This window comes from Shimazuella alba (assembly GCF_009831235.1).
Taxonomy (GTDB): Bacteria; Bacillota; Bacilli; order Thermoactinomycetales; family Thermoactinomycetaceae; genus Shimazuella; species Shimazuella alba.
On record NZ_WUUL01000006.1, the window covers coordinates 24523 to 46079 of the forward strand.

The following is a 21557-nucleotide window of genomic DNA, read 5'->3' on the forward strand; positions in this document are numbered from 1 at the left end:
AATGACTAAGAAATCGTCTTTTATCATATTTTTTACTTTGTTACTGTCTCTTCTTTTTTTGATTCTTCTTTCTTCCCAATAAAGAACGAGATAAAAAGTGCAAACAATGCTAACCACATGGAAATATAAAATACATCTCCCATTGCTTGTACGGTCGATTGAATTTGTATCTGACCGGTGATATATCCAATTGCGGATGAGCGTGCTTCCGCGAAACTTTGACCCATTCCCATATATACATTTTGCATCTGCTGGACAATGCCTTGAGAGAAGTCCGAAAACATATTGTACTTATCAGAATAATTAGCTGTGTGAAATATCTGGCGATTTGTCCACAGCAAGGTTGCCCACGCGATTCCAAATGAAGCTGCAACTTGGCGAATAGTATTACTCAGTGCAGTAGCTTGAGCTACCAAATGATTTGGGACTGCATTCATTCCTGCTGTTGAAATTGGCATCATGACTAATGATATTCCGATACCTCTTGACACTCCCACGGCTGAAGCCGATGGGATTCTTGGGTAGTTAACGTTCGCAATCCGTTTCCGTTTTGAACAACTCCCAAGTTTAGGGCTGTGTCATCAGCCCATCCCATACAGTTAGAATGTACCCATATGGGCGGCATACCTGTTACCAGTATGCTAGGCAGCTTTGCCTTTTTTCTTTTTCTTCTTACTAGATAGTCCCGAAATGGCTTTACCAATATTAATCGCTCCATTTAAGTCAGCATGAGCGGTATAGCCACACGACTTACACTTAAACACTAAACCTTTTCTATTGGACTTCTCACGGTGTTTACATTTGCATGTCTGACTAGTATATTTAGGGTCTACTTCTTCGAAGCGAATCCCTACCATTTCTGCTTTATATTTGATGAACTCTTTCAATTGGTAGAAAGACCATGAGTGGAGATTACGACCAGATTCCTTTTTAGATTTAGCAGTGTTTCTAATGTCTGTTAAGTCTTCCATGCGAATGACACCCACACCGTGGATCAAAGCATGGTTCATTATTTGACGGCTAATCTTATGATTCTGGCTTTTCATCCATCTGGATTCCGTGTTTTTTGACTTGCGAATAGCATCTAGTTTCTTGGTTTGCCCAAGCTTTATACGTCTAGATGAGAAACGTCTCCGAGTGAAAGCAACTTGATTTCCTTTGAAAAACAGTGATTTCGTTCCAACACTTGCTACAGCTATATACCTTAATCCAAGATCAACACCCATTGCTTTTTCCTTATTGCTTCCAGCCACCTCAAAGGTGATGGGAATAGCTAAGTACCATTTTCTTTTCTTCTGGCATAACTTACCTGCTCCCTGTTTAGCTGTGCCGTTCATGATTCGCTCCAGCCAAGCTTGTTGATACGGCTTTACTACAACTGGAACACCTACTTTCTTTTCAAATGTTGGGAAGGCAACTGTGTAGAGATCTCCTTTCTTTTCAACCTTTAGGTTCTGGTTATTGAAACAGCACCATAGCTTTTTGAAGGTTTTAGCACCTTGTTTCTTCTTTTGCGACTTAACTTCTCGGATCGTTTGATTAACTACAGCGGAAGGGAATTTTTGAAGCGAATACTCTTTGAAAATCATACTAGTCGCTTTGTTTATTTCTGGGTGCATTAATAACCAGTTGGCAAAGTCTGTATGAACAGCAGTCATTTGTTGGTACATTTCTCGCTTTGCTTGTGTTGGTTTATGTAGTTCTAGCTTTAATGTGATCGTGGACATGTTCTCACCCCCGTTTCTTTTGATCTTCTACGTATTGCTTAACAGTTTCACTAGAAACGTTCCCAGCAGTACTAACAAAAAATGAGCGTGTCCAAAGGCTTTGCAAGTGTTTTAACTGGGAGAATTCCTGACGAAGTTTTCTAGAAGTTACTCCTTTTAATTTCGCCATAATATCCGATGGAGAGTCTGTAGGAAGACAGTTTAAGAACAAATGACAATGGTCAGGCATAACTTCCATTGCTATAACTATCCAATCATTTTCCCTACAGATATCATAACTATCTCTTTGAACCGTTCCTCTACCTTATCCGTTAATACCTTACGGCGGTATCTAGGGCAGAAAACAAAATGAAAATTAATCAGTGATACAGTAGTTTTCGTTCTTCTATATTCTTGACTCATGTATTTGTTGTATCAGTTACTCTTATATACCGCAACATAAAGGTATATAAGAGTTGTTCTAAGAACCGCCCTAAAAAACAGGGCGATACCGAACAACGCAGCCTTTCATCCCACGATTGAAACCGTGGGCTTTCAGCCTGCATGGCTCTGTAAATTCGCTCTCAAAGGAAGTATAAATTTAGATTTATCCATTCCATCTCCATAGACGTTCAAAGAGCAACTAATTCAACTCCATAAAGAAGTAGATCGATTCAGATTTCAAAACCTATGCCGGAAACATCTGCTTCTCGTATAGTGTTTGCAGTTTATAGGCAGTATTAAAAACTGGCAACGGCGAATGAATCGTCATAATCAGGTCAGGAGAATTGCGCAAACTTAAAACGAGAGATGTTCCAAGGCTAATTCACCTACAAAAGGATGATGAACCACCTCTTCCCTTCTGGGTTATCCAATACATCATGTTGCTTCACCAACTGCTAAATAATGGGCTTACCGAATGTAGTTCTTCGATTAGCTCCATCCACCAAGGCCCCCTGCATACCTCCATTAGAGCGAAACTGAGCTGAACGATCACGGGCTAATCTTCCCTTTGATCTTGGCGTAGTTGCTGAATTAGGGCAGAAGTAAAGCTCTCCACCCTGTATTTGGATCACGCTCTGACATTTCATCATAATTACCAAACACATAACAAGTTTCTTTATTCCATGCCACCGGTAATCGGTAATATAAGCTGGATGAGCCACTTGATGATCTAAGTGTTTCTGTAGACTGCAACTATCTGCACTTCAGCAGGTAGAGAAATAGCAGGTGTTTGTTGCAAGGCAAGATGATAGAGATGTTTCCTTTCATTGGCATCCAACTGTAACGCTCTTGCGAGATTTTCCAATACTTTTGAAGATACATTAATATCTCGTCGGAGCAGTACTTGGTGTAGCTATCGTTGGAGCATTTTTGACTGGAAGCTCAGTTCTTTTTTAAGAGGACTTCATTACACTCTGCTGATTATTAGTGTGATCCTTGTAATGGGAGAAATCTCTTCTATTACCTTCATGAAAAGAAAATAAGTGCACCTTAACTAAAAAGCATAATCAGACCAGTCTCTAAATAAAAACAGCGGGCCCTTGGCATTTGCTGCATATACCAAGGGCCCACCGCAAAACCGAGTTACTGCTACTACCGCCAATTCAAAACGGTGAGCCACCGCCTGATTCGAGCGGAGAACTTGCGTCGGTACTTTCCGTAGAGATGCAGGCTGAGTACTAGCTTTGCGGATGCCGATCCAGTAGATTCCAGCTCTCCGAAGGCCTTTTTGAACGGAACCACCATCACACGGGTCCGCTCCCCTTCCTCGAGAAGACCGCCAACCTGACCCTCAAGGTCCTTCAACAGCCTCCGAGGCGCATTGGAGATGGTGACCATCATGCTTGCTCTTTCGTCGGAGGTACCCGAACTGACCACGTAAGGCAGCTGGTGTCCGTGTACTGCCTCTGCCAGATCGACCAATTTCCCCGGCGGCAGCTTGGTACCGGTTTCTTCCTTTTGCTCGCGGACTGAAGCATCTTTTTTCGACTGGCCTTGGTCGATCATCCCAGAAGGACCAGAGAGGGTACAACCTCCTCCCGGAACACGAAGCTGGAGGACGAGAACGACGTAGTCACGACCTCGAATATTCAGAACCGTCAGTACAACTACCGTGTCTCCACGGAGGGTGGTGATGCCGCCAAGCTTCCTTCCTTCCAAATCGTAGGCTTCAGCCTCCAGTTGGATCATCTTGATCTCTTTGGGCTCTCCCCACTTGTAGACGGCAGGGATGTGGACACTCTTGAGAAAAATCTCCCCACTGTTTGCGATCCTCTTCCACCACTGCTGGAAGAGGTAAGACTGCCGGATTTCTTCCTCGTTTGCGTTTTGGACACCGTCTCCGAGGATGATGGTGGGCAGAGATAAGTTCACTTGAAAAGTCCTTTCGGATTTGCGGACATCATGGATTCGATCCAATTATACAACAATGAAAGAATAATCGAAATAAAGTAATTTTAAAGCGCACTTTTTTTATTGGGTTTGGAAATTTCTCTCGCACACGATACAATACAGATGAAAAGTATCTACAAGGAAGTGTTGTCATGAAGATTGTATCTATCGAACCAACTCCAAGCCCTAATGTGATGAAGTGTAACCTCGACCAATCTCTTCCCACTGGGACTCGGCATGAATATACGAAAGCAACAAAAGAATATGCTCCCGATCATCTGAAACAGGTGCTAAATATAGAAGGAGTTACAGGTGTGTTTCAAGTACTCGACTTCCTTTCCATCGAGCGGCATCCAAAAGCTGATTGGGAACAGCTTCTCACACAAGTACGTCAAATTTTTGGCGAGGACCAAGCAGAGAACAATGCTTCTGTTGCGGCGGAATTAGACTCATTTGGCGAAGTACAAGTGTTGATCCAAACCTTGCGTGGTATCCCTTATCAAATAAAGCTGGTACATCACCATACAGAAAATCGATTTGCCTTACCTGATCGTTTTCAGCAAGCTGTACTACAGATCCAAGGGGTCACTTCTAATGTGATCTTAGAAAGAAAATGGATGGACCAAGGCATTCGTTACGGAGAGCCACAAGATATTGGGAAGCAGTTAACAGCTGAATATGAAGCAATGTATACCAATGATCGTTTAAAACGTTTAGTAAAACAAGCGCTGTCTCCTAAACCTGAGCCTAACACAACTGAGCAAAAAAAATCTGCTGAGGAAGTGCGTGCTGCTTTCCAACAAGATAATTGGGAAATTCGTTATGCTGCTTTGATGCTTTGGGAACCCGTTGAAGAAGAAATAGATATCTTAGCAACCGCATTGGATGATACATCTGCGACAATCCGAAGACAAGCAGTGGTGTTCCTCGGATATATGGAAAGCAAATCAGTTTTGCCATATCTCTATAAAGCAATGAAAGATTCTTCCGCTGTTGTTCGTCGCACTGCTGGTGACACGATCTCCGATATTGGTGATCCTGATGCAATTGAAGTCATGTGCCAAGCACTTGAGGATAAAAACAAACTCGTCCGTTGGCGTGCAGCGCGCTTTTTATATGAAGTAGGAGATGAAACGGCAATTCCTGCCTTACAGCTAGCAATTGGCGATCCCGAGTTTGAAGTGAAGATGCAAGCACAAATTGCTTTGCAACGTATTACAGAAGGGGAAGAAGCAAGCGGAACCGTTTGGCAGCAGATGACACAATCGTATCGATCCAAAGAAAACTAAAAAAATCCCCAACGAATACCATTTCGTTGGGGATTTTCTATCTTTTTTATAGAAATACAAAATAGATTACAGCAGCTAATACGATTCGATAAATAGCAAATGGTACTAATTTGATCTTATTGATCAATTTGAGGAAGAAACGAATGGAGATTAAAGCAAACACAAATGCCGTAATAAAACCAGCGATAAAAAATGGCAAATCCGCGAGGGTAAAATATTGCCAATTTTTAATAAGGGAGATGGAACTGGCTCCGAGCATAATTGGTACTGCCATGATAAACGTAAAATCAGAAGCAGCTCGGTGGCTTAATCCCATGAGAACTCCACCTGAAATAGTCGATCCGGAACGAGAAAAACCTGGCCACAAAGACAAGCACTGAAACAATCCAATACTGATCGCTTGCTTATAGGTAACCTGGTCTACTGTCTCTGCTTTTGGTCGTGCTGGACGGAAAAAATCAGCCACTAACATCAAGACGGCACCTATTATCAAGCCGAACACTACCGTATTAATCGAAAATAAATGCTCATCGATATAATCTTCAAATAAAAACCCAAGAACCCCTGCTGGCAGTAGTGCAACAATCACTTGTTTTAATTCCAACCGATTGCTACTATCTACGGATTCACGAGCAGCTTTGGTTAGTCCTAAAAGATTAATAAATCGATCTTTAAAAACGATAATAACAGCCAAAATAGACCCTAACTGTATAACTACTTTAAAGGTATTTGCTGCTTCTGGAGAAAATAATTCTTTTGTTTTCAGAAGCAAATCATCTACGATAATCATATGTCCAGTAGAAGAAACAGGCGCAAACTCTGTAAGACCCTCTACCATTCCTAAAATAATTCCAACAAAAATTTCCCATAAATTCATCTGCATCACACCTCATTAATTCAAAACTTATCTTCTTTCTCATTCAGTATGTAAGAGAAAATGAAATCATAAATGAAGAAAAACTGAAGAAAAATTAAGAGTTATTTCCTAAAAATTTCTCCCATGCAAGAACTTATCTTCTATAACTAATTCTAAAAAAAAACAATTATGTCCCATATCTACTAATCTTTTGATGGTTTTGAACAAGAAATAGGGATATTCCCATTCTGAATATTCTTCTGTTCTATATAAAAATATTCATACCACTTGCCAATCCAATACTAGTGAAGTGACAATATGAAAAAACAACAAAAGTGAAAGACTGCGTATCTGTTGGTTATGTATATCCAAACCTACCTTCCACAAAACCTCCTATTCTGTTTATTCACGAAGAGAGCCATGGTAGTTGGTATTAGGATAACTACCAAGCCGTTTTTTCCTCACATGGGGTGTGTAACCCTGTTGTTGAATTGGTTTCATCGTGGTCTACATAATTGAACAGATACCCATATTCATTTTGGACAGTATGGGTGGATTGGATTGGCTTCCCTTTCCTATAGTACAATACAAAATGCTGTTGGTTAATACTTCTAGCTCTTGTTATACCAAGTGTCATAGGAGCGCCACAAATTTCAATGCCGATTGATTCTGACAGCTTTTTCCAGTAACCCCTTTTGAACAGGCATATGCAATGTTTTTCATTGTTTCTAGTCTTGAAACTCCCAAAAATATTATCAGCTTCTTATCGCCATATTCCACAAGCAGTCTTTGTTGGTGCAGGTCGAGATCGTCTGGTGTCTCGTGATCGTATTGACAAATTAGCTAATATACTTGAATCTACGTATATTATTTACTTACCAAATCTTTCTCACCAATCTTTTATGAGAAGCGACTACTCAAATGCTGTTAAATAAAATAAATGAAAAAGCCCCCTTTCTTCTTCAGATGATAAAGGGGCTTGTAAATTGATTATTTGTTAAGCATTCATAACTTCATCTATATGAAAATTTCTTATTTACATGGTCTGGACGATCGTGAAACTTACCGCCCAGACAATGCTTAAAGTGGAGTGAACCCCAACAATGAGCATCTTCTTTGGTAACGATGCTCACTCTCTGCCTGATGCGAACAGCTTGATGCCGAACACCTCGACGTTGTCCGAGTACTTGGCGTTGTCCGCTGTGTACTTCCGTGAAGGGTGGAAGAAGAACTTCTTCTCCTTCAGGTTGACGATTTCCACGGATTCCCCGTCGGGGTCGGGGTGAATCTCCAGCAGAGGCTTCTGACCATAGGTGAAGATGGTGAGCACGCCGAGCTTCGGAAAGTTGTAGCTCTCTTCCGGGCAAAACATCCCGAGCGGAAGCTCAATCTTCCACTCCTGATTACCACTGCGAAATCCGTGCCATCCGCCGTCGTAGCCAACGATTTCCAGAGAAGAGTGAGTCATGGTTGACCTTTCTCGTTACCAATCGATGTAATAATTATAAATGATTTTTACGATATGAGAAAGTACCTAAAAGCACTGCGGGCGGTACACGAATGTGTACCGCCCGCTTCACCCAGATCAGACTGCAAAACGCAGCTTACGGGTGAGAAAAGCTGTCACCGCAAGGAAAGGAAAGACAGCCCACCACATGTGGGTGAAGCCAGTCCAGTTTGCGATGAATGCCAGAATTCCACCACCCAAGCATGGCTCATTGAACGAATTGGAAGGAAGCCTATTTTGGTACCGAAATCGTAGGCAGTGTAGTAGGTGCTATTGACAGCACCTGCCTTCTCATCCGGCGTAGACTTGAGTGCATACGTCAGGAGAGAAAGGTTGATCGTTCCAACCCCTCCCGCCACGAGTACAGCTGCAACAAGGAGAGCGAACGTGCTGGGGATGGTAGTCATGCCTGCACAGATTGCGAACAGACACGGATGTACGAAGGTGAAGCACCCCCGCTGATCCAGCTGCTTCCCTGCCAAGGTATAGAAAAGGGAGGTTACAGCTGCCATATACGACAAAGAAAACATCATTGAAAAAACTTGACTTTGTATGCCAATGCAATAATGTATCTATAGGAAACCACATTCCAGGGTAAACTTTACAAAATCATAAATTGAAAAATATTGCTTTATCCTATTGAATAATAGTATATCTTTTATAATAAAAACCATTTTCACAAGGAGCTATTCATGTTGAAAAATAAGCAATTTGCCGTTTTCGGTTTAGGTCGTTTCGGCGGAAGTCTAGTAAAAGAACTGTATCAAAATGGAATTGAAGTATTAGCAGTAGATAATGATCAAAAAAAAGTAGATGAATATGCCAAATATGCAATTCAAGCTGTCCAAGTTCAAAAACTCGATGAAGAGACTTTACGAATGCTTGATATTACCAGTTTCGATCATGTTTTTGTTTCTTTTGGCGACAATATAGAAGGAAGTGTACTTCTCACTATGCTTCTCAAAGAGATGGGAGTAAAAAAAGTTTGGGCTAAAGCTTCCAGTGACAATCATCAAAAAGTACTGAACAAGATTGGAGCAGATCAAGTTATCCACCCAGAAAGAGATATGGCCAAAAAAATTGCTAACTACATAAGCTCAAAAAGTATTATTGATTATATCGAAATATCCAATGAACATAGTATTGTAGAAATAATAGCATCTCCTAAAATCTACAATAAAACACTGCAAGACTTAGATACACGTAATCGATTTGGTTGCAACATTATTGCTATCAAACGTAATAACGTCGTTAAAATATCACTTATTCCAAATGAGCTGATTTTAAAAGACGATGTATTAGTTGTTATTGGTCGGAAAACAGCTATCAGACGTTTTGAAGAAGAAGGAGTATAGAGTGAATTACAAACGCTTAAGTACTTCTCAGATTTTAATTTTGGTTTCAGGAACGATATTATTACTTGGAACTCTTTTGCTAAAAATGCCGATCGCTACTCAAAAACCACTTAGTTGGCTTGATGCTTGGTTTATGGCAACTTCTGCCCTTACTTGTACAGGATTAGTTACAGTAGATGTCGGTACGACTTTTACCTCTTTTGGTCAAATCATCTTATTATTACTGGTACAAATTGGTGGACTTGGTATCATGGCCTTTGCTGCGCTTTTTTTTATTTTGCTTGGTAAAAGACTTTCTTTAAAAGATCGATTGATCCTCAATTTTTCATTGAACCAAGTTACGTTCGGTAATATGACCGCATTGGTAAAAAACTTATTATTTTACGCACTTACCATTGAATTAATAGGTGCAATTATCCTATTTATATACTGGTCGCCGACACTTCCAACTGGGGAAGCAGTCTACCTATCTATTTTCCATAGCATATCTTCTTTTAACAATGGAGGTTTTGCTTTATGGCCGGATAGCATGATGCGACATTACAATGATCCTGTCTTAAATATCGTGACAACATTGCTTGTCCTTATAGGTGGACTTGGTTTTACTGTTTTATTTGATTTATGGAGAAAAAGGAATTTCAAAACACTAACTCTTCATTCCAAAATTATGATCACAGGCTCACTTGCTTTGACTATATCTGGTATGATCATATTTTTTGCGCTCGAATACAAAGACAGTAAAGCACTACACGCGTTTACATTTACGGACAAATTGTGGACTTCCTATTTCCAATCTGTTTCCTTACGTTCTGGAGGATTTAATACAGTTGATATTGGAGCCCTACAAGAATCAACCTTATTTATGATGTGCTTATTCATGTTCGTCGGAGCTGGTAGTACATCTACTGGTGGAGGGATAAAAGTTACGACCTTTGTTCTCATATTATTTGCTGTCCTAGCCTTTTTAAAAGGGAAAAGGCAAATTCATCTCTTTCACAGGTCAATTGATTCATCATCCATTTTGAAATGTTTGGCGATCTTTTTTATTTCGCTTTCCTTCGTTGCAGTTGGTGTGTTTTTTCTCTCGATTGTTGAAGAAGCACCATTTCTTATCTGCCTGTTTGAAGTAATGTCCGCATTTGGGACAGTTGGCTTATCAGCCAATCTTACTTACCAGCTCTCTGCATGGGGAACATTTATCATTGGAGTGATGATGTTTATTGGTAAAATCGGCCCACTCGCGATGTTATTTTCTATCTCACGTAGTGAAGAAAGAAATATCAATTATCCAAAAGAAGATGTACTTATCGGTTAACCGATAAGTACATCTTCTTTTTTAAGGCAATGTTCAAGTACTGAAAAATATATTCGAAATGAAATGGGCAATATGATAGGAAAAGGAGTTGGTTTCATGATAAAAAGAAATGCCAAAAAGAAAGAACCTACCATTGCTAATGGAATGGATGATCATGAGGAATTAGACAAAAAAGCCTCAAAAGAAGAAATTGAAAATGGTGATTTCACAAAAGTTGTAACTCTGTCATACGATGAAATAGAACCTTCTCATGAGAAAAATACGTAAAAAAGAACCAGCCATTTAAAATGGCTGGTTCTTTTTGTACCAGTTGCTTCCATCAGGTTCCACAATAGGTTTGGTAAGGTGTTATTTGCACAGGACAAACGGCGTATTCCTCTTGCTCTGGTGAGTGAGCGTAAGGATCAGAAAGAACTTGAAGGAGCTTATCCATTACGGTGAAATCTTTTTTATCTACAGCTGCTTCAAGCGCTTCTTCTACTCGATGATTGCGAGGGATCACTGCAGGATTGTTATTTCTCATTAACTGTTGGGAAGAGGCTTTTGATTCCTCTTGCCTTGCTAGTCGCGCTTGCCATTTTTCATTCCACCTAGCAAATTCTGGAGTTCCAAACAGGTCCTGTTCTTCCAATCGATCAAAAGTTAATGCACGAAAAGTGTTTGTGTAGTCTGCTCGGTGCTCCTTCATCATTCCAAGGAGATCTTCCACTAAAGATCCATCCTCTGCCTCTTCATTGTATATCCCAAGCTTTGCTCTCATCCCTTGAATCCAAAAGCGACGATACAATTCAGGGAAATTGGAAACTACATCTTGCGCCAATTGAACAGCCTGCTCCTGATCAGTATGTAACAATGGCAAAAGAGTCTCTGCAAAACGTGCGAGATTCCAGCCAGCAATCGAAGGCTGATTTCCATAAGCATAGCGACCTTGAATGTCAATTGAGCTGAATACAGTTGCTGGGTCGTACACATCCATGAAAGCACAAGGTCCATAATCGATCGTTTCTCCGCTAATCGTCATATTGTCTGTATTCATCACCCCATGTATAAAGCCGACGAGTTGCCATTTGGCAATTAACGCCGCTTGGCGTTTGATCACTTCTTGAAGTAATACCAGATAGCGATTTGCTACATCACTAACATCTGGATAATGACGTTGCAATGTATAGTCCGCTAAAACCTTAAGATCCTGTTCTGTACCCCAGTTTGCAGCATATTGAAATGTACCAACACGAAGATGACTTGCGGCTACTCTGGTGAGAATAGCACCTGTTAATAAACTTTCTCGAAATACAGATTCACCTGTGGTCACGACGGCAAGACTACGAGTAGTTGGAATGCCCAAAGCATACATCGCTTCGCTAATGATGTATTCACGTAACATCGGTCCAAGTGCTGCTCTTCCATCTCCACCACGGGAGTACGGTGTTTTACCTGCACCTTTCAACTGAATGTCAAAACGTTCACCCTCTGGTGCTATCTGTTCACCGATCAACAAAGCCCGCCCATCGCCTAACATGGTAAAATGACCAAACTGATGACCTGCATATGCCTCTGCAAGCGGAAGAGCTCCCTTAGGTACTTGGTTACCAGCAAGCTCCTGAATTCCAACTTCCCTTTGTAGAGCTTGTACGTCTAATCCCAAAGATGTCGCCAAGGAATGATTGAGAATAATTAACTTTGGCGAACGTACTGGCGTTGGGTTGAGGTTTGTAAAAAATGTTTTTGGTAAACGAGCATAACTGTTGTCTAAGTTCCATCCTATTTCACTAGTAATCATTGTGTCTCCTTCTCTTTACTTCGTCATAAACGATTGTTCTGCTATCTGGACGGCTATATTCAGATAGTTTTTATCGTACTTGGCAACCGTTCAATATTTCAATCATATTCTGTACTTGTTCGCTTACGCAACACACCAAATAGAATCTCATAGCTCATCTGCTAGCATAATTGATTTGTTGATGGTGGTTACCAAAATAGCTTTAGTCTTCTTTCAGTACGATTTCAGTTTGCACCATGCTATGGTTTTCCATTCCATACAAGGTACTTTTCTTTCTAGATTTCATTTATACGAAGAACAGCAGGAAAGTGCATTAATTATAAAACTTAGGCATGTTAAACAGTTTGCTTCGTTCGATCTACAAAAGAAATCCATGCTGCAACAATGGAAAGCAGAACAATCCACCCACCTGCCCATGTTGTGTTCATCACATCACTAGTTGAATTTACAATCCAACCACCTAGGGTTGCTCCCAAAGCAACCCCTAATTGAGTGAGAGAAGTATTTAAGCTAAGTGCTAGATCAGGATTTTCTGGAGCCTGCTGTACAAAATATGTTTGCATTGCTGGTGAAGTCATCCATTGAAAGCACATCCAAATGGACAGTACGAATATAGTAGTTACAATAGAAACCATGAAAACTGGTAAGAATAATAACACAATCGCATGTACGATCAGACTTAAATAAACAATCTTGGTAACTCCAAAACGATCAGTACCAACCCCACCCAAACGAGATCCTATCATCGAAAATACTCCTAAAATAAACATCGTAATACTAATCATCCATGTATTCATCTGTATGGTTTTCTGTAAGAGCGGAGTCAAGAATGTATAAACAGTTTGGGAACCTGCATTTACAAAGAGTGTGATAAGAAAGCCACTAACAATTCTTTTACTCTTAAAGACAGCCAGTTGTTGTAGAATCGGGGTTCTTTCTCCCCCTTGAATGACAGGAACCATAAGCAGAATACCAATCCAAATCAATGCGCTGAGTATAGCTATTACACCAAACGCGAATTGCCAATTGATCCATCCACTAAGCACCGTTCCTAAAGGAACACCAAAAACAAGGGAACCACTAAGTCCCATCATGATCGTACCGATTGCACTTCCCACTTTTTCTGGTGGAACTAGTTTCGAAACAGATCCCATTGCAACAACTGCAAATACGCCTCCGCTTAAACCTAAAAGGGCACGGGCAAACATGAGAACAGTAAAATTAGGGCTCCAATATGAAGCAACGTTAGCAAGAATAAAAAAGAAAAAAGCTGTTAACATGACTTTTTTCCGCTCCAATCTTGCCGTCAACGTAATAACAATCGGCGTACCAATCGCGAAAGCCAAAGCGTAGGCAGTTACAAGATACCCAACAAAAGATATAGGGACTTGGAGATCAGATGCAACCAAATCAGTCACTCCAATTAGCATAAGTTCTGCTGTAACTGCTAAAAAAGCTCCTACTGTCAAAAGATATATTCCGAATCGACTCATGTTTTATCTAACCTCACCTATTTTTTGTAAATTTTTTTCTTTCGTCAATGCATATGTTAGAAAATAAAAATCAACAAAACTAAATCAGTTACATTGCTATGCAAAAAAAATTATGTTAGAGTCGCTTTTCTGCTTCCATCAAGTTAAATTGAGCAACTGTTTCCAATAACAAATCAGAAATTGAATACTGCCTTAATTGTTGTTTCATCGCAGCTTCACTCTGATTATAGATATGATGTAATGCAGGTTGTATTCCTCTCCCAATTACACAATCCGTATTTGGTTTACTATGATGACTCTCGAAAAGAGGTTTTTGTACAACAGCTTCATACACATCTAAAAGAGTGATCTTATCTGAACTCCTTGCAAGCTTCCAGCCTGTATCTGTCCCTCCATGTTTCACAATAACCAAATTAGCTTTTGCAAGAGACCCTAATATCCGACGAATAAACACTGGACTTGTACCTACACTGACTGCTATCTGATTGGAAGTGATAAATGCATCGCTGTTACCTGTCTTCTCCGTAATAAACGTTAAAATGTGGAGTGCGACAGTATATCGACTTACTATGGCCATAGTTTTCTCCCTCCCAATGTAACCATATTAGTTCTATTGTATTTTCTTGTCAAGTTTACCTCTCCCCAATCGGAAACTATATCACTCTTCTATTCCAATAACTCTGACTTCCTCCTATTTATATTTTGTATGGCCTAACAAAATGGTTTTCTCTGCTGTCTTACCCTTACATTTCTAAGACCATCCATTAAACACGCTTTTGTAGCTTTACGATAATATTATAGTTTCAATCATCAGAAAGGATGGTACTGGTGTTTTTTAAAGAGATTATGCCTGATTATCTGCTTTTTCTTACTGACATTGCTACCGAGTATCTTTCCACAAAACAGCTTCCTAGCTTCTGAATATAACGTCAAATTGAAAGAATAGTAGATGGGGACACAGTATCTCTTCAGAACAAAGTTTTTGGGACAAAAAAGTACGGCTTGTATTCATTGATGCACCGGAAACCAACTATATGGTTATGGTCAGTTTCCTTGGGTAAAACAAGCAAAAAAAACTGATGAAATTACTTTCACTAGGAACAGAAGTAACCATACATTAGATCAGGAGGAAAAAGACAGCAATGGACGGCTGCACGCATACATTATCAAAGAAAATAATATACATATTAATAAAACTATGTTGTAAGAAGGATTTGCTGTCACGTACTACCTCTACCCCAATCTTAAATATTGGAAGGAATTTCAATCTGTTTATATATTTACGAAAAAAGGAGAAAGGAATTTGGAATTCAAATAATCCCCTGACGGAGCTTCCTTTTGAATTCCGGCTGCGTGTTTCCAATAAAAAACCGAACAAATACGTAGGGGATTATGAGAAAAAAGAATATGTAGAGCCATCAAAATACAAACACATTCCTGTTGAAAACCGAGTTTTCTTTCATTTTAAATCAGAGCCTGCCTCTGAAGGATATAAGGAAAGATAACACTTTTTGAAATATCTAGATTTATTGAGATTTCCATCATTTATGGTTTGAGGATAATGAGTATGCTTCACTAGTTGAAGGTTATTTGTTATAGTAGGGTAAAATTAGTGCAGGAGACAGAACCTATCTGTCTCCTGCTTCGGCACAGTTTATCTAAAGATCACGCTTGATCTGCTGTGCCTTGCTATAGTCTCCTTCTTCAATCGCCTCATCTAGTTCTTCAAACTTGGCACTTTTAATAGGATCGGTTTCGATGGTCAGCTTTACTTCTGGACTCTTTTCTTCACGATTCAGCTCATCAAGCTCCCGACGTACTTCCTTATTGGTCATGTCAAGATCCTTGACATCCTTGAGATAATCTTCGTAATCGTTACTCATGAGCGGATCTTTCTATCTATTTAACAGGAGTATTTCTCCTTTTTTTATTATAACACAGAAAATTTTTTATGATTCTGATGCTTGGCAGATGCATGTGTACTTGATATTGTGAAATATGCAGAGTTAAAGAATATGTTTATCGTGTGGAGTTGAATCCTCCCTCCACCTACGATAACGCCTAGAGGTGGAAAATTCTTAGGTAATCCTTGGTACCCCAAGGAAGAGTGGACCAATCTCAAACCATAGTCCCTACGGCGATTAATCTCAAACCTTCTTGCAAGTTATTCTTAGATGTGTTGAAGTCTCCGTCATGATGAACGCTACATTTTTAGGCATGTCCATTTTCTTAATTGAGGATCCTTCACTGCTTTGTTTTGAAATCCACAATAGAGTAGCGTTGGCTGGATCTCGACCTTCCCTAGCGTTCTTCCGTATCACTTTGCTTTATATTCGAGCATGGAAACAAACTCAGACCAGGATGCATCAATAATGGACTTAGCTAAATTATAATTCTTCACCATGTTTTTCACTTGCAAATCTTCCGTGCTGATCACTTTTTTTCGTGAATCAACTTCGGTAGAGAGCTTGTGAAGAATTTCATGACGTTCATTCGTGATTTTCTCATGAATCTTAGCTACTTGGATACGTGCTTCTTCCCAGTTCGAAGCCCATTGGTACGTCTAGACATGGTACGCTGAGCTTTCGCTAATTGTTTCTTATATTTTCGGAAGTATTTGGGAGCCTTTACTTTTTTCCCATCCGAAAGGATGGCAAAATGCTTTAATCCTAAGTCGATACCGACCGCTCTACCTTTCTCCACTGAAACATAAGGACAGTAGTTCCTCTCATAAAGAACCGGAACAAAGTATTTTCCGGATAGCATACGGTGAATGGTAGCAGAGAGAATACGCCCTTCTACAACAAGTGACTTGGCAAACTTTACCCATCCCAGCCTAGGGAATTTGATCTTGTTGTTCACAACACTCAAATTGATTTTTCTTTACAATCTTGGTGGTGTAGGTCTGGAGTAGGTTTCGTTTACTTTTGAAACAAGATGCATCGTTTTGCTTTTGGAAGAAACGTTGAAAAGCATCATCGAGATTCCGTAAAGAAGATTGCAGCGCATGGGCATTCGCTTCTTTTAACCATTCCAACTGTTATTTCAAGGAGGCTAGGAGATGGGCTCAAATCGGATAGGTGAACCCCTTTTCTTCCTTGTTTTTTAAAGATGATTATACATCCGAAACAAAAAAGGGAAAATATTCCGAACAAATTCCTTTCGGCTAACGCCGAACCGAAATTCACCACCCACTTCGCTAACGCTTGAAGTCGGAGTACTCTTTCGGAAAGATTGACAAATAAAAATTCAATACTATGGAGTATGAACTATTTAAATATTTAATCCCCTTCTTCGAATATACCTTCGATTCCAAATGAATTAGATTTCAATCAACATCAAAAAGAAGAGGGCTTAAGATCCCTCTTCTTTTTTATTCCTCAAATCTATGTAAGAAGGCTTATTTCTATTGTACGTCTTTCTATATATTATTCCTTTGATTATGTTGTTTTGCTTTTTACGATTTGTTCAATCGTACTATTCAATTCATTCATATTATTTGCGTAGTTGAATATACCTAAAAACTTTTCTGTGGCTTCAGGATAGGCACTTATCATCTGGTGCATCATTTTCTCTTCTGCTGTTAATTTTTGCTGTTTTGTTAGGACACCACTCAAATCAAATGGTCCTTTAAATTTTTCTACTAGATGTCGATTGTACTCATAGGCTAGGGTACTCGAACTGTATATCCAATCTGGATATTTTTTCAGTAGTTCTGCTAAGTATCGACCAGCATATATGGCATCATGTACACCTTGTCCAAGACAAGGTTCTTTAAAAATTACTGCATCACCTACTAAAGCCCACCCCTTACCTAAACCTTCATACCAATAATTAGAATAGTCCGTCAGACTTTCGACTCTCGTGGTAAGTTTTGCATGTTTTAAACGGTGTTGGAAATTTATTTGCGAAAATTCCGTTTCTAAATAGCGGAGGAATGCATCCTCTGAGGACTGTTTAAATGCCTCCATCCAACTTTGCTTGGAATGCGGAAAAATAACATACACTCCGTATTGATTCTTTGTTGTAGGGAAAACTGCAAGTATCTGATCTAAAACACGATATACTTCAAAATGTAGTGGATTCAAAGGTTCTAAGCCTGAGAGACTACCATGAAAATAAGCATAATCAGACTCCAGGTTGAGCATCGGTTGGAGGTTTAATTCTCTTCGTACAATGGAATTTCGTCCATCAGCGCCTATCACCATCTTTGCTGTATACTGAAACGTTTCTCCCAAACGATTTACTCCTGCTATTCCTACAACTTGATCCATTTGTCTTAAAAGCTTCGTAACTTGAAACCCTTGTAAGCAGGTGACGTTTTCAAAAGAAATCGCTTTCTTAAATAAGACAAAGTCCAAATCGCTGCGTTTTACTCCATAATTTCTACTTTCTTTATTCACAACTGGTACTTCGCCTTTAATACAAACCTCATCAAACTGAAATAAGATTTGTGGAACGGTTGGTGAATCAATCTCTTCGAGATAAGACTCTAAATTCAATTTTTTTAATAAATTAACAGCACTATTAAAGAAAGGATAAGTTCGAGAGGATGTTTCAGGAAAACTCATTTGATCCAATAGCAATACTTGGAATCCTGATTGTCCTAACTCAATGGCCAGAGTAGATCCAGCGAAACTAGCACCTACAATAATAACATCATAACTTTTGATTGTGGTGACGACACTGTAAGGATTGTTCATAACACTCCACCTCTAAAAGTAACTTATATTAGCTAATACTACTATAAAACCATTGAAATATCTGTGAACAAGTTCTAGGGATGCTAGCCTCATATTAGGCTAGCAATCTCGTATTTATCGATTTAGAAATGAAGGTCGTTTGATGGAAATCGTTTTATCAATTCCTTATAACCCAACTCAGATCTGTATTTGTCGATCAAAGGTTTATTCAAGATCCTACTACTAACTATAGTAGTAGCAAAAACAGATCATGGTATATAAGAGAGATCAAAGAAAATTCTTAGTATATATTTTAAATTATCTAACGGAATTTTTTTTATTTGTTAAAATCTATTTATAGTCTATATGCATATTCTTTGTCAGAGAGGGTGATCGATTTAAAAGCCTAAGTATGTTGCAAATAAAATATTCATGATTACAATAGGTCCCTAAGCCTAGGAATGATGGCTATGTATGTAATGGATTTCCCAAGCTCCATAACAATAGCAAAGGCAATAAAAGAAAATTAACTAGAACGCTATAAACATAGTGTAAGAATACCTTTTACATTCCAAGTCAAAGAAAAGAGGTTTGTCACCATGAGCTTTTCTCCCCAAGAATCACCAAACGTCATTGGACTTGATACATCAACTGGATCTTGGATTACATCAGAAGAACCAATAAGTAATTCTTTTCAAAAAATCCCACAACTGGATGGCAACTTAGTACTTGATCCCTTATCGTTAAAGAAGGCGTCTCAAGACCAAGGTAACTATATTACACGTATTCCATCTGTTATTCTCCAGCCTAGCTCACATGAGGACATTGTTAAAATGTTGCGTTTCTGCAACAAACATCACATAAGAGTAGCTCCTCAAGGAGCGAGACATACCACATATGGACAAGCTACTGTAGACCGTGGATTAGCGATTGATATGACATTTTTAAATACGATCTCGATCGGAAATGAAACTGCATGGGTTGGAGCTGGTGTTCTCTGGCGAGATTTTGTGCGTATTGGTGAATCACACGGAGTTCAACCAGCCTCTTCTACACCAGATTACCTAGGTCTCACCATTGCAGGTACGGTTTCAGTAGGAGGATTTACTCCTAGGTCTTATATAAAAGGTAACATCGCAGATAATGTTCGAAGCATGAAGGTGGTAACTGGTAAAGGAGATCTTGTCCAATGTTCTCGTGATGAAAATCAAACGCTATTTCGGGCTATGCAGGGGACTTTGGGTCAGTTTGGTATAATAGTTGAGTTAGAGATTGAGATCATTCCCGCTCCTAAGATGATTCGCACCTACACATTGGGCTATCCGAATTTAGATGTTTTCATGCGTGATCTCAACACGCTTGCAGACAGAGCAGAAGCAGGGGGACTTTTTGGAATGTTCCAACCTAATGATACGGGACTAGTACCACTACTTATGGTGGATGTGGAATATGACTCTGTTGTTCCAGATGATAATCACATTCTTCGAGGGCTTGAGGTCACTACTCCTGTTGATGCTACGAATCGTACCTATTTGGAACGAGCAGAATTTTTTGATAAAATGATGGAGAAAATGGAAGTAAATGGATGGGGAAAAGCCATTAAGCCGTGGTATGATATGATTGTTGCTGCAGAAGATGTTCCCAAGCACTTTCAAGAAACAATCGGTACCCTAAAGCCATCGGACATATCACCTACTACCTTTATTCTCCTTTTTCCAGCGAAAGTATTGGATGATAGATCACCATATCTTCGCATACCAGAGAAGGTTGTTCCTAGGGATAGAGTGTGTCTCATAGATCTTCTTGATGATAATACAGGAAACACCCATCCTGAGTATTCAAAAAAGAAACTGACAAGAAACAATGAATGGGCTAACCTTGCAGAAAAATTGGGTGGTGTGAGTTATCCGATTGGTACTCGGACTATGGATTGGAAAAAGCATTATGGATCGACTTGGGACAGTCTGAATGAACGGAAGAAACAGTTTGATCCTAAGCATATTCTTATTGGAGCACATATATTTTCTTAAGAATAGTAATGTTAGAAACCAGTATTGATCGCTCACATAGAGAACTTCTTGAGTTGAGGAACTGTATACCCTGTCTTCCCGCCTGAAATTATAAAACTGCGGACGGCTTGATTTATCAACTCGACTGGAATACCAGTGAGAGTAAATCAAGCCGTCCTTTCTGCTAACAGACCATTAGACACTATAACTTTAACCTGGAAATGATTACCTCAACGCCCTTAGGAATATGAACTGTACCGCATTTGATTTCTGTTTTGTAATCGCCTTCCGTTACTTCGCACTTTCCACATTTCCAATATAAGAAACACCTCCCTGTCCATTTCCCCATACTGCGATGCCATCAATGAATTTCACATTATCAGCGTAGTTAATTTTGACGGGGCGAATATCCACACGTCCTTGAGCCATTTGTTTTTCTTAAACCTTTACCTGAAAATTGCCAGTGTTAAACATCAAAGTGAGGGTTTCCTTCGTAGTCATCAAGTTAAAAACAAAATAGTCACCTAAAGAGAAAAAAGCCATTCTTTTCATTTCTAGAGGAAGAAAGAAGACTTGTTTATTTTTACAATTATCCCCAAAAATCTTTCTCCTATAGAAGTTAAACCATTCTACCGCTCTTATTTGCTCCACTACCTTTTTTCCATGCGAGAATTTTTGCTACGAAAAAAAAGCAAAATAATTTAGTAAGTACAAGGTTTTTTCTATGATTCAAACTTATTTCCTCTCCTCCCCCAAATATCCATCCCGAAAGTAGCATAATTAACCAAACTAGCCTGATCAGGCCAGGAAGTTAGTGATAAAATGTAGAGGAGTGGCAACCGCTACTTAACCGTCAACATGGAGGTTCTCATGTCCGGGGCAAGAAGGCACTAGCAGAGCAGGTCGTTGACGCAATGCTTCGTGCTGATCCAAATCGTCTGACACCAGAGGATCGCGCACGTCAGACTCGGATTAATGCTGGAACAGAGACAAGGCAAACCACCATCGAGTACTATGCAAATGACAGTTCCGAGGAATGGATGCAGATGCTTCTCCAGATTTACAACAGCAAGGCGAAGTAGTTGTCTTCATCCTTTTGAGAACAAAGGCACTACTAGAGATTCTAGTAGTGCCGATACAATACTGTCACATATAAATAAAAAAGCCATCC

Annotated in this window: 17 protein-coding genes and 2 pseudogenes; 6 read left to right on the top strand and 13 right to left on the bottom strand. The window is 39.6% G+C overall.

All coding sequences use genetic code 11. The features are described from left to right. Positions 1-32: 32 nt before the first annotated feature. The 4 genes and pseudogenes from GSM42_RS10070 to GSM42_RS10085 form a co-directional block, all read right to left on the bottom strand. Positions 33-461, bottom strand: coding sequence for an efflux MFS transporter permease (locus tag GSM42_RS10070; protein WP_160801419.1), 429 nt, complete (start codon positions 459-461; stop codon positions 33-35). A 180-nt stretch (positions 462-641) separates the two neighbouring features. Then, the gene (locus tag GSM42_RS10075; protein WP_160801420.1) at positions 642-1727 is read right to left on the bottom strand and encodes an RNA-guided endonuclease TnpB family protein; all 1086 of its coding nucleotides are present in this window, start codon (positions 1725-1727) and stop codon (positions 642-644) included. 4 nt (positions 1728-1731) lie between these two features. Next, positions 1732-2129: pseudogene (tnpA, locus tag GSM42_RS10080) on the bottom strand (IS200/IS605 family transposase). 1173 nt (positions 2130-3302) lie between these two features. Then, positions 3303-4082, bottom strand: coding sequence for an NUDIX domain-containing protein (locus tag GSM42_RS10085; RefSeq protein ID WP_160801421.1), 780 nt, complete (start codon positions 4080-4082; stop codon positions 3303-3305). Between the two features lie 170 nt (positions 4083-4252). Here GSM42_RS10085 and GSM42_RS10090 point away from each other — a divergent pair, with 170 nt between their 5' ends. Then, complete coding sequence (locus tag GSM42_RS10090) at positions 4253-5389, top strand: conserved virulence factor C family protein (protein WP_160801422.1); 1137 nt, start codon at positions 4253-4255, stop codon at positions 5387-5389. Between the two features lie 46 nt (positions 5390-5435). On the opposite strand, the gene GSM42_RS10095 is transcribed toward GSM42_RS10090, so the two are convergent. Beyond that, positions 5436-6266: an undecaprenyl-diphosphate phosphatase gene (locus GSM42_RS10095; protein WP_160801423.1), complete on the bottom strand. Its 831-nt coding sequence runs from the start codon at positions 6264-6266 to the stop codon at positions 5436-5438. 1108 nt (positions 6267-7374) lie between these two features. Then, a complete protein-coding gene (locus GSM42_RS10100; RefSeq protein ID WP_160801424.1) occupies positions 7375-7713 on the bottom strand; it encodes a hypothetical protein in 339 nt (112 codons plus the stop codon). A gap of 731 nt (positions 7714-8444) precedes the next feature. Between GSM42_RS10100 and GSM42_RS10105 the strand changes: the two genes are divergently transcribed. The 3 genes from GSM42_RS10105 (at position 8445) to GSM42_RS20365 (ending at position 10689) form a co-directional block, all read left to right on the top strand. Beyond that, the gene (locus tag GSM42_RS10105; RefSeq protein ID WP_160801425.1) at positions 8445-9107 is read left to right on the top strand and encodes an NAD-binding protein; all 663 of its coding nucleotides are present in this window, start codon (positions 8445-8447) and stop codon (positions 9105-9107) included. 1 nt (position 9108) lies between these two features. Further along, positions 9109-10422, top strand: a complete 1314-nt coding sequence (locus GSM42_RS10110; RefSeq protein WP_160801426.1) for a TrkH family potassium uptake protein — start codon at positions 9109-9111, stop codon at positions 10420-10422. A 96-nt stretch (positions 10423-10518) separates the two neighbouring features. Next, positions 10519-10689: a hypothetical protein gene (locus GSM42_RS20365; protein WP_202404873.1), complete on the top strand. Its 171-nt coding sequence runs from the start codon at positions 10519-10521 to the stop codon at positions 10687-10689. A 52-nt stretch (positions 10690-10741) separates the two neighbouring features. Here GSM42_RS20365 and GSM42_RS10115 read toward each other — a convergent pair whose 3' ends face one another. The 6 genes and pseudogenes from GSM42_RS10115 to GSM42_RS10140 form a co-directional block, all read right to left on the bottom strand. Then, positions 10742-12202: a protein adenylyltransferase SelO gene (locus tag GSM42_RS10115; protein ID WP_160801427.1), complete on the bottom strand. Its 1461-nt coding sequence runs from the start codon at positions 12200-12202 to the stop codon at positions 10742-10744. Between the two features lie 335 nt (positions 12203-12537). Continuing rightward, positions 12538-13695 (bottom strand): MFS transporter, encoded by a 1158-nt coding sequence (locus GSM42_RS10120; RefSeq protein ID WP_160801428.1) that lies wholly within the window; start codon positions 13693-13695, stop codon positions 12538-12540. 115 nt (positions 13696-13810) lie between these two features. Next, entirely contained in the window at positions 13811-14272 is a 462-nt protein-coding gene (locus tag GSM42_RS10125; protein ID WP_160801429.1) for an Rrf2 family transcriptional regulator, read from the bottom strand. Positions 14273-15353: 1081 nt separating this feature from the next. Continuing rightward, entirely contained in the window at positions 15354-15578 is a 225-nt protein-coding gene (locus tag GSM42_RS10130; RefSeq protein WP_160801430.1) for a hypothetical protein, read from the bottom strand. Between the two features lie 434 nt (positions 15579-16012). After that, positions 16013-16461: pseudogene (locus GSM42_RS21370) on the bottom strand (RNA-guided endonuclease TnpB family protein). 674 nt (positions 16462-17135) lie between these two features. Continuing rightward, on the bottom strand, positions 17136-18398 hold the full coding sequence (locus GSM42_RS10140; RefSeq protein ID WP_160801432.1) for an NAD(P)/FAD-dependent oxidoreductase: 1263 nt from the start codon (positions 18396-18398) through the stop codon (positions 17136-17138). Positions 18399-18976: 578 nt separating this feature from the next. On the opposite strand from GSM42_RS10140, the gene GSM42_RS10145 reads away from it, so the two are divergent. Continuing rightward, entirely contained in the window at positions 18977-20407 is a 1431-nt protein-coding gene (locus GSM42_RS10145) for an FAD-binding protein (RefSeq protein ID WP_160801433.1), read from the top strand. 270 nt (positions 20408-20677) lie between these two features. Here the strand turns inward: GSM42_RS10145 and GSM42_RS10150 are convergent, their stop codons facing one another. Further along, a complete protein-coding gene (locus GSM42_RS10150; protein WP_160801434.1) occupies positions 20678-20815 on the bottom strand; it encodes a hypothetical protein in 138 nt (45 codons plus the stop codon). 485 nt (positions 20816-21300) lie between these two features. Here GSM42_RS10150 and GSM42_RS10155 point away from each other — a divergent pair, with 485 nt between their 5' ends. Further along, the gene (locus GSM42_RS10155; RefSeq protein ID WP_160801435.1) at positions 21301-21468 is read left to right on the top strand and encodes a hypothetical protein; all 168 of its coding nucleotides are present in this window, start codon (positions 21301-21303) and stop codon (positions 21466-21468) included. Positions 21469-21557 lie beyond the last annotated feature (89 nt).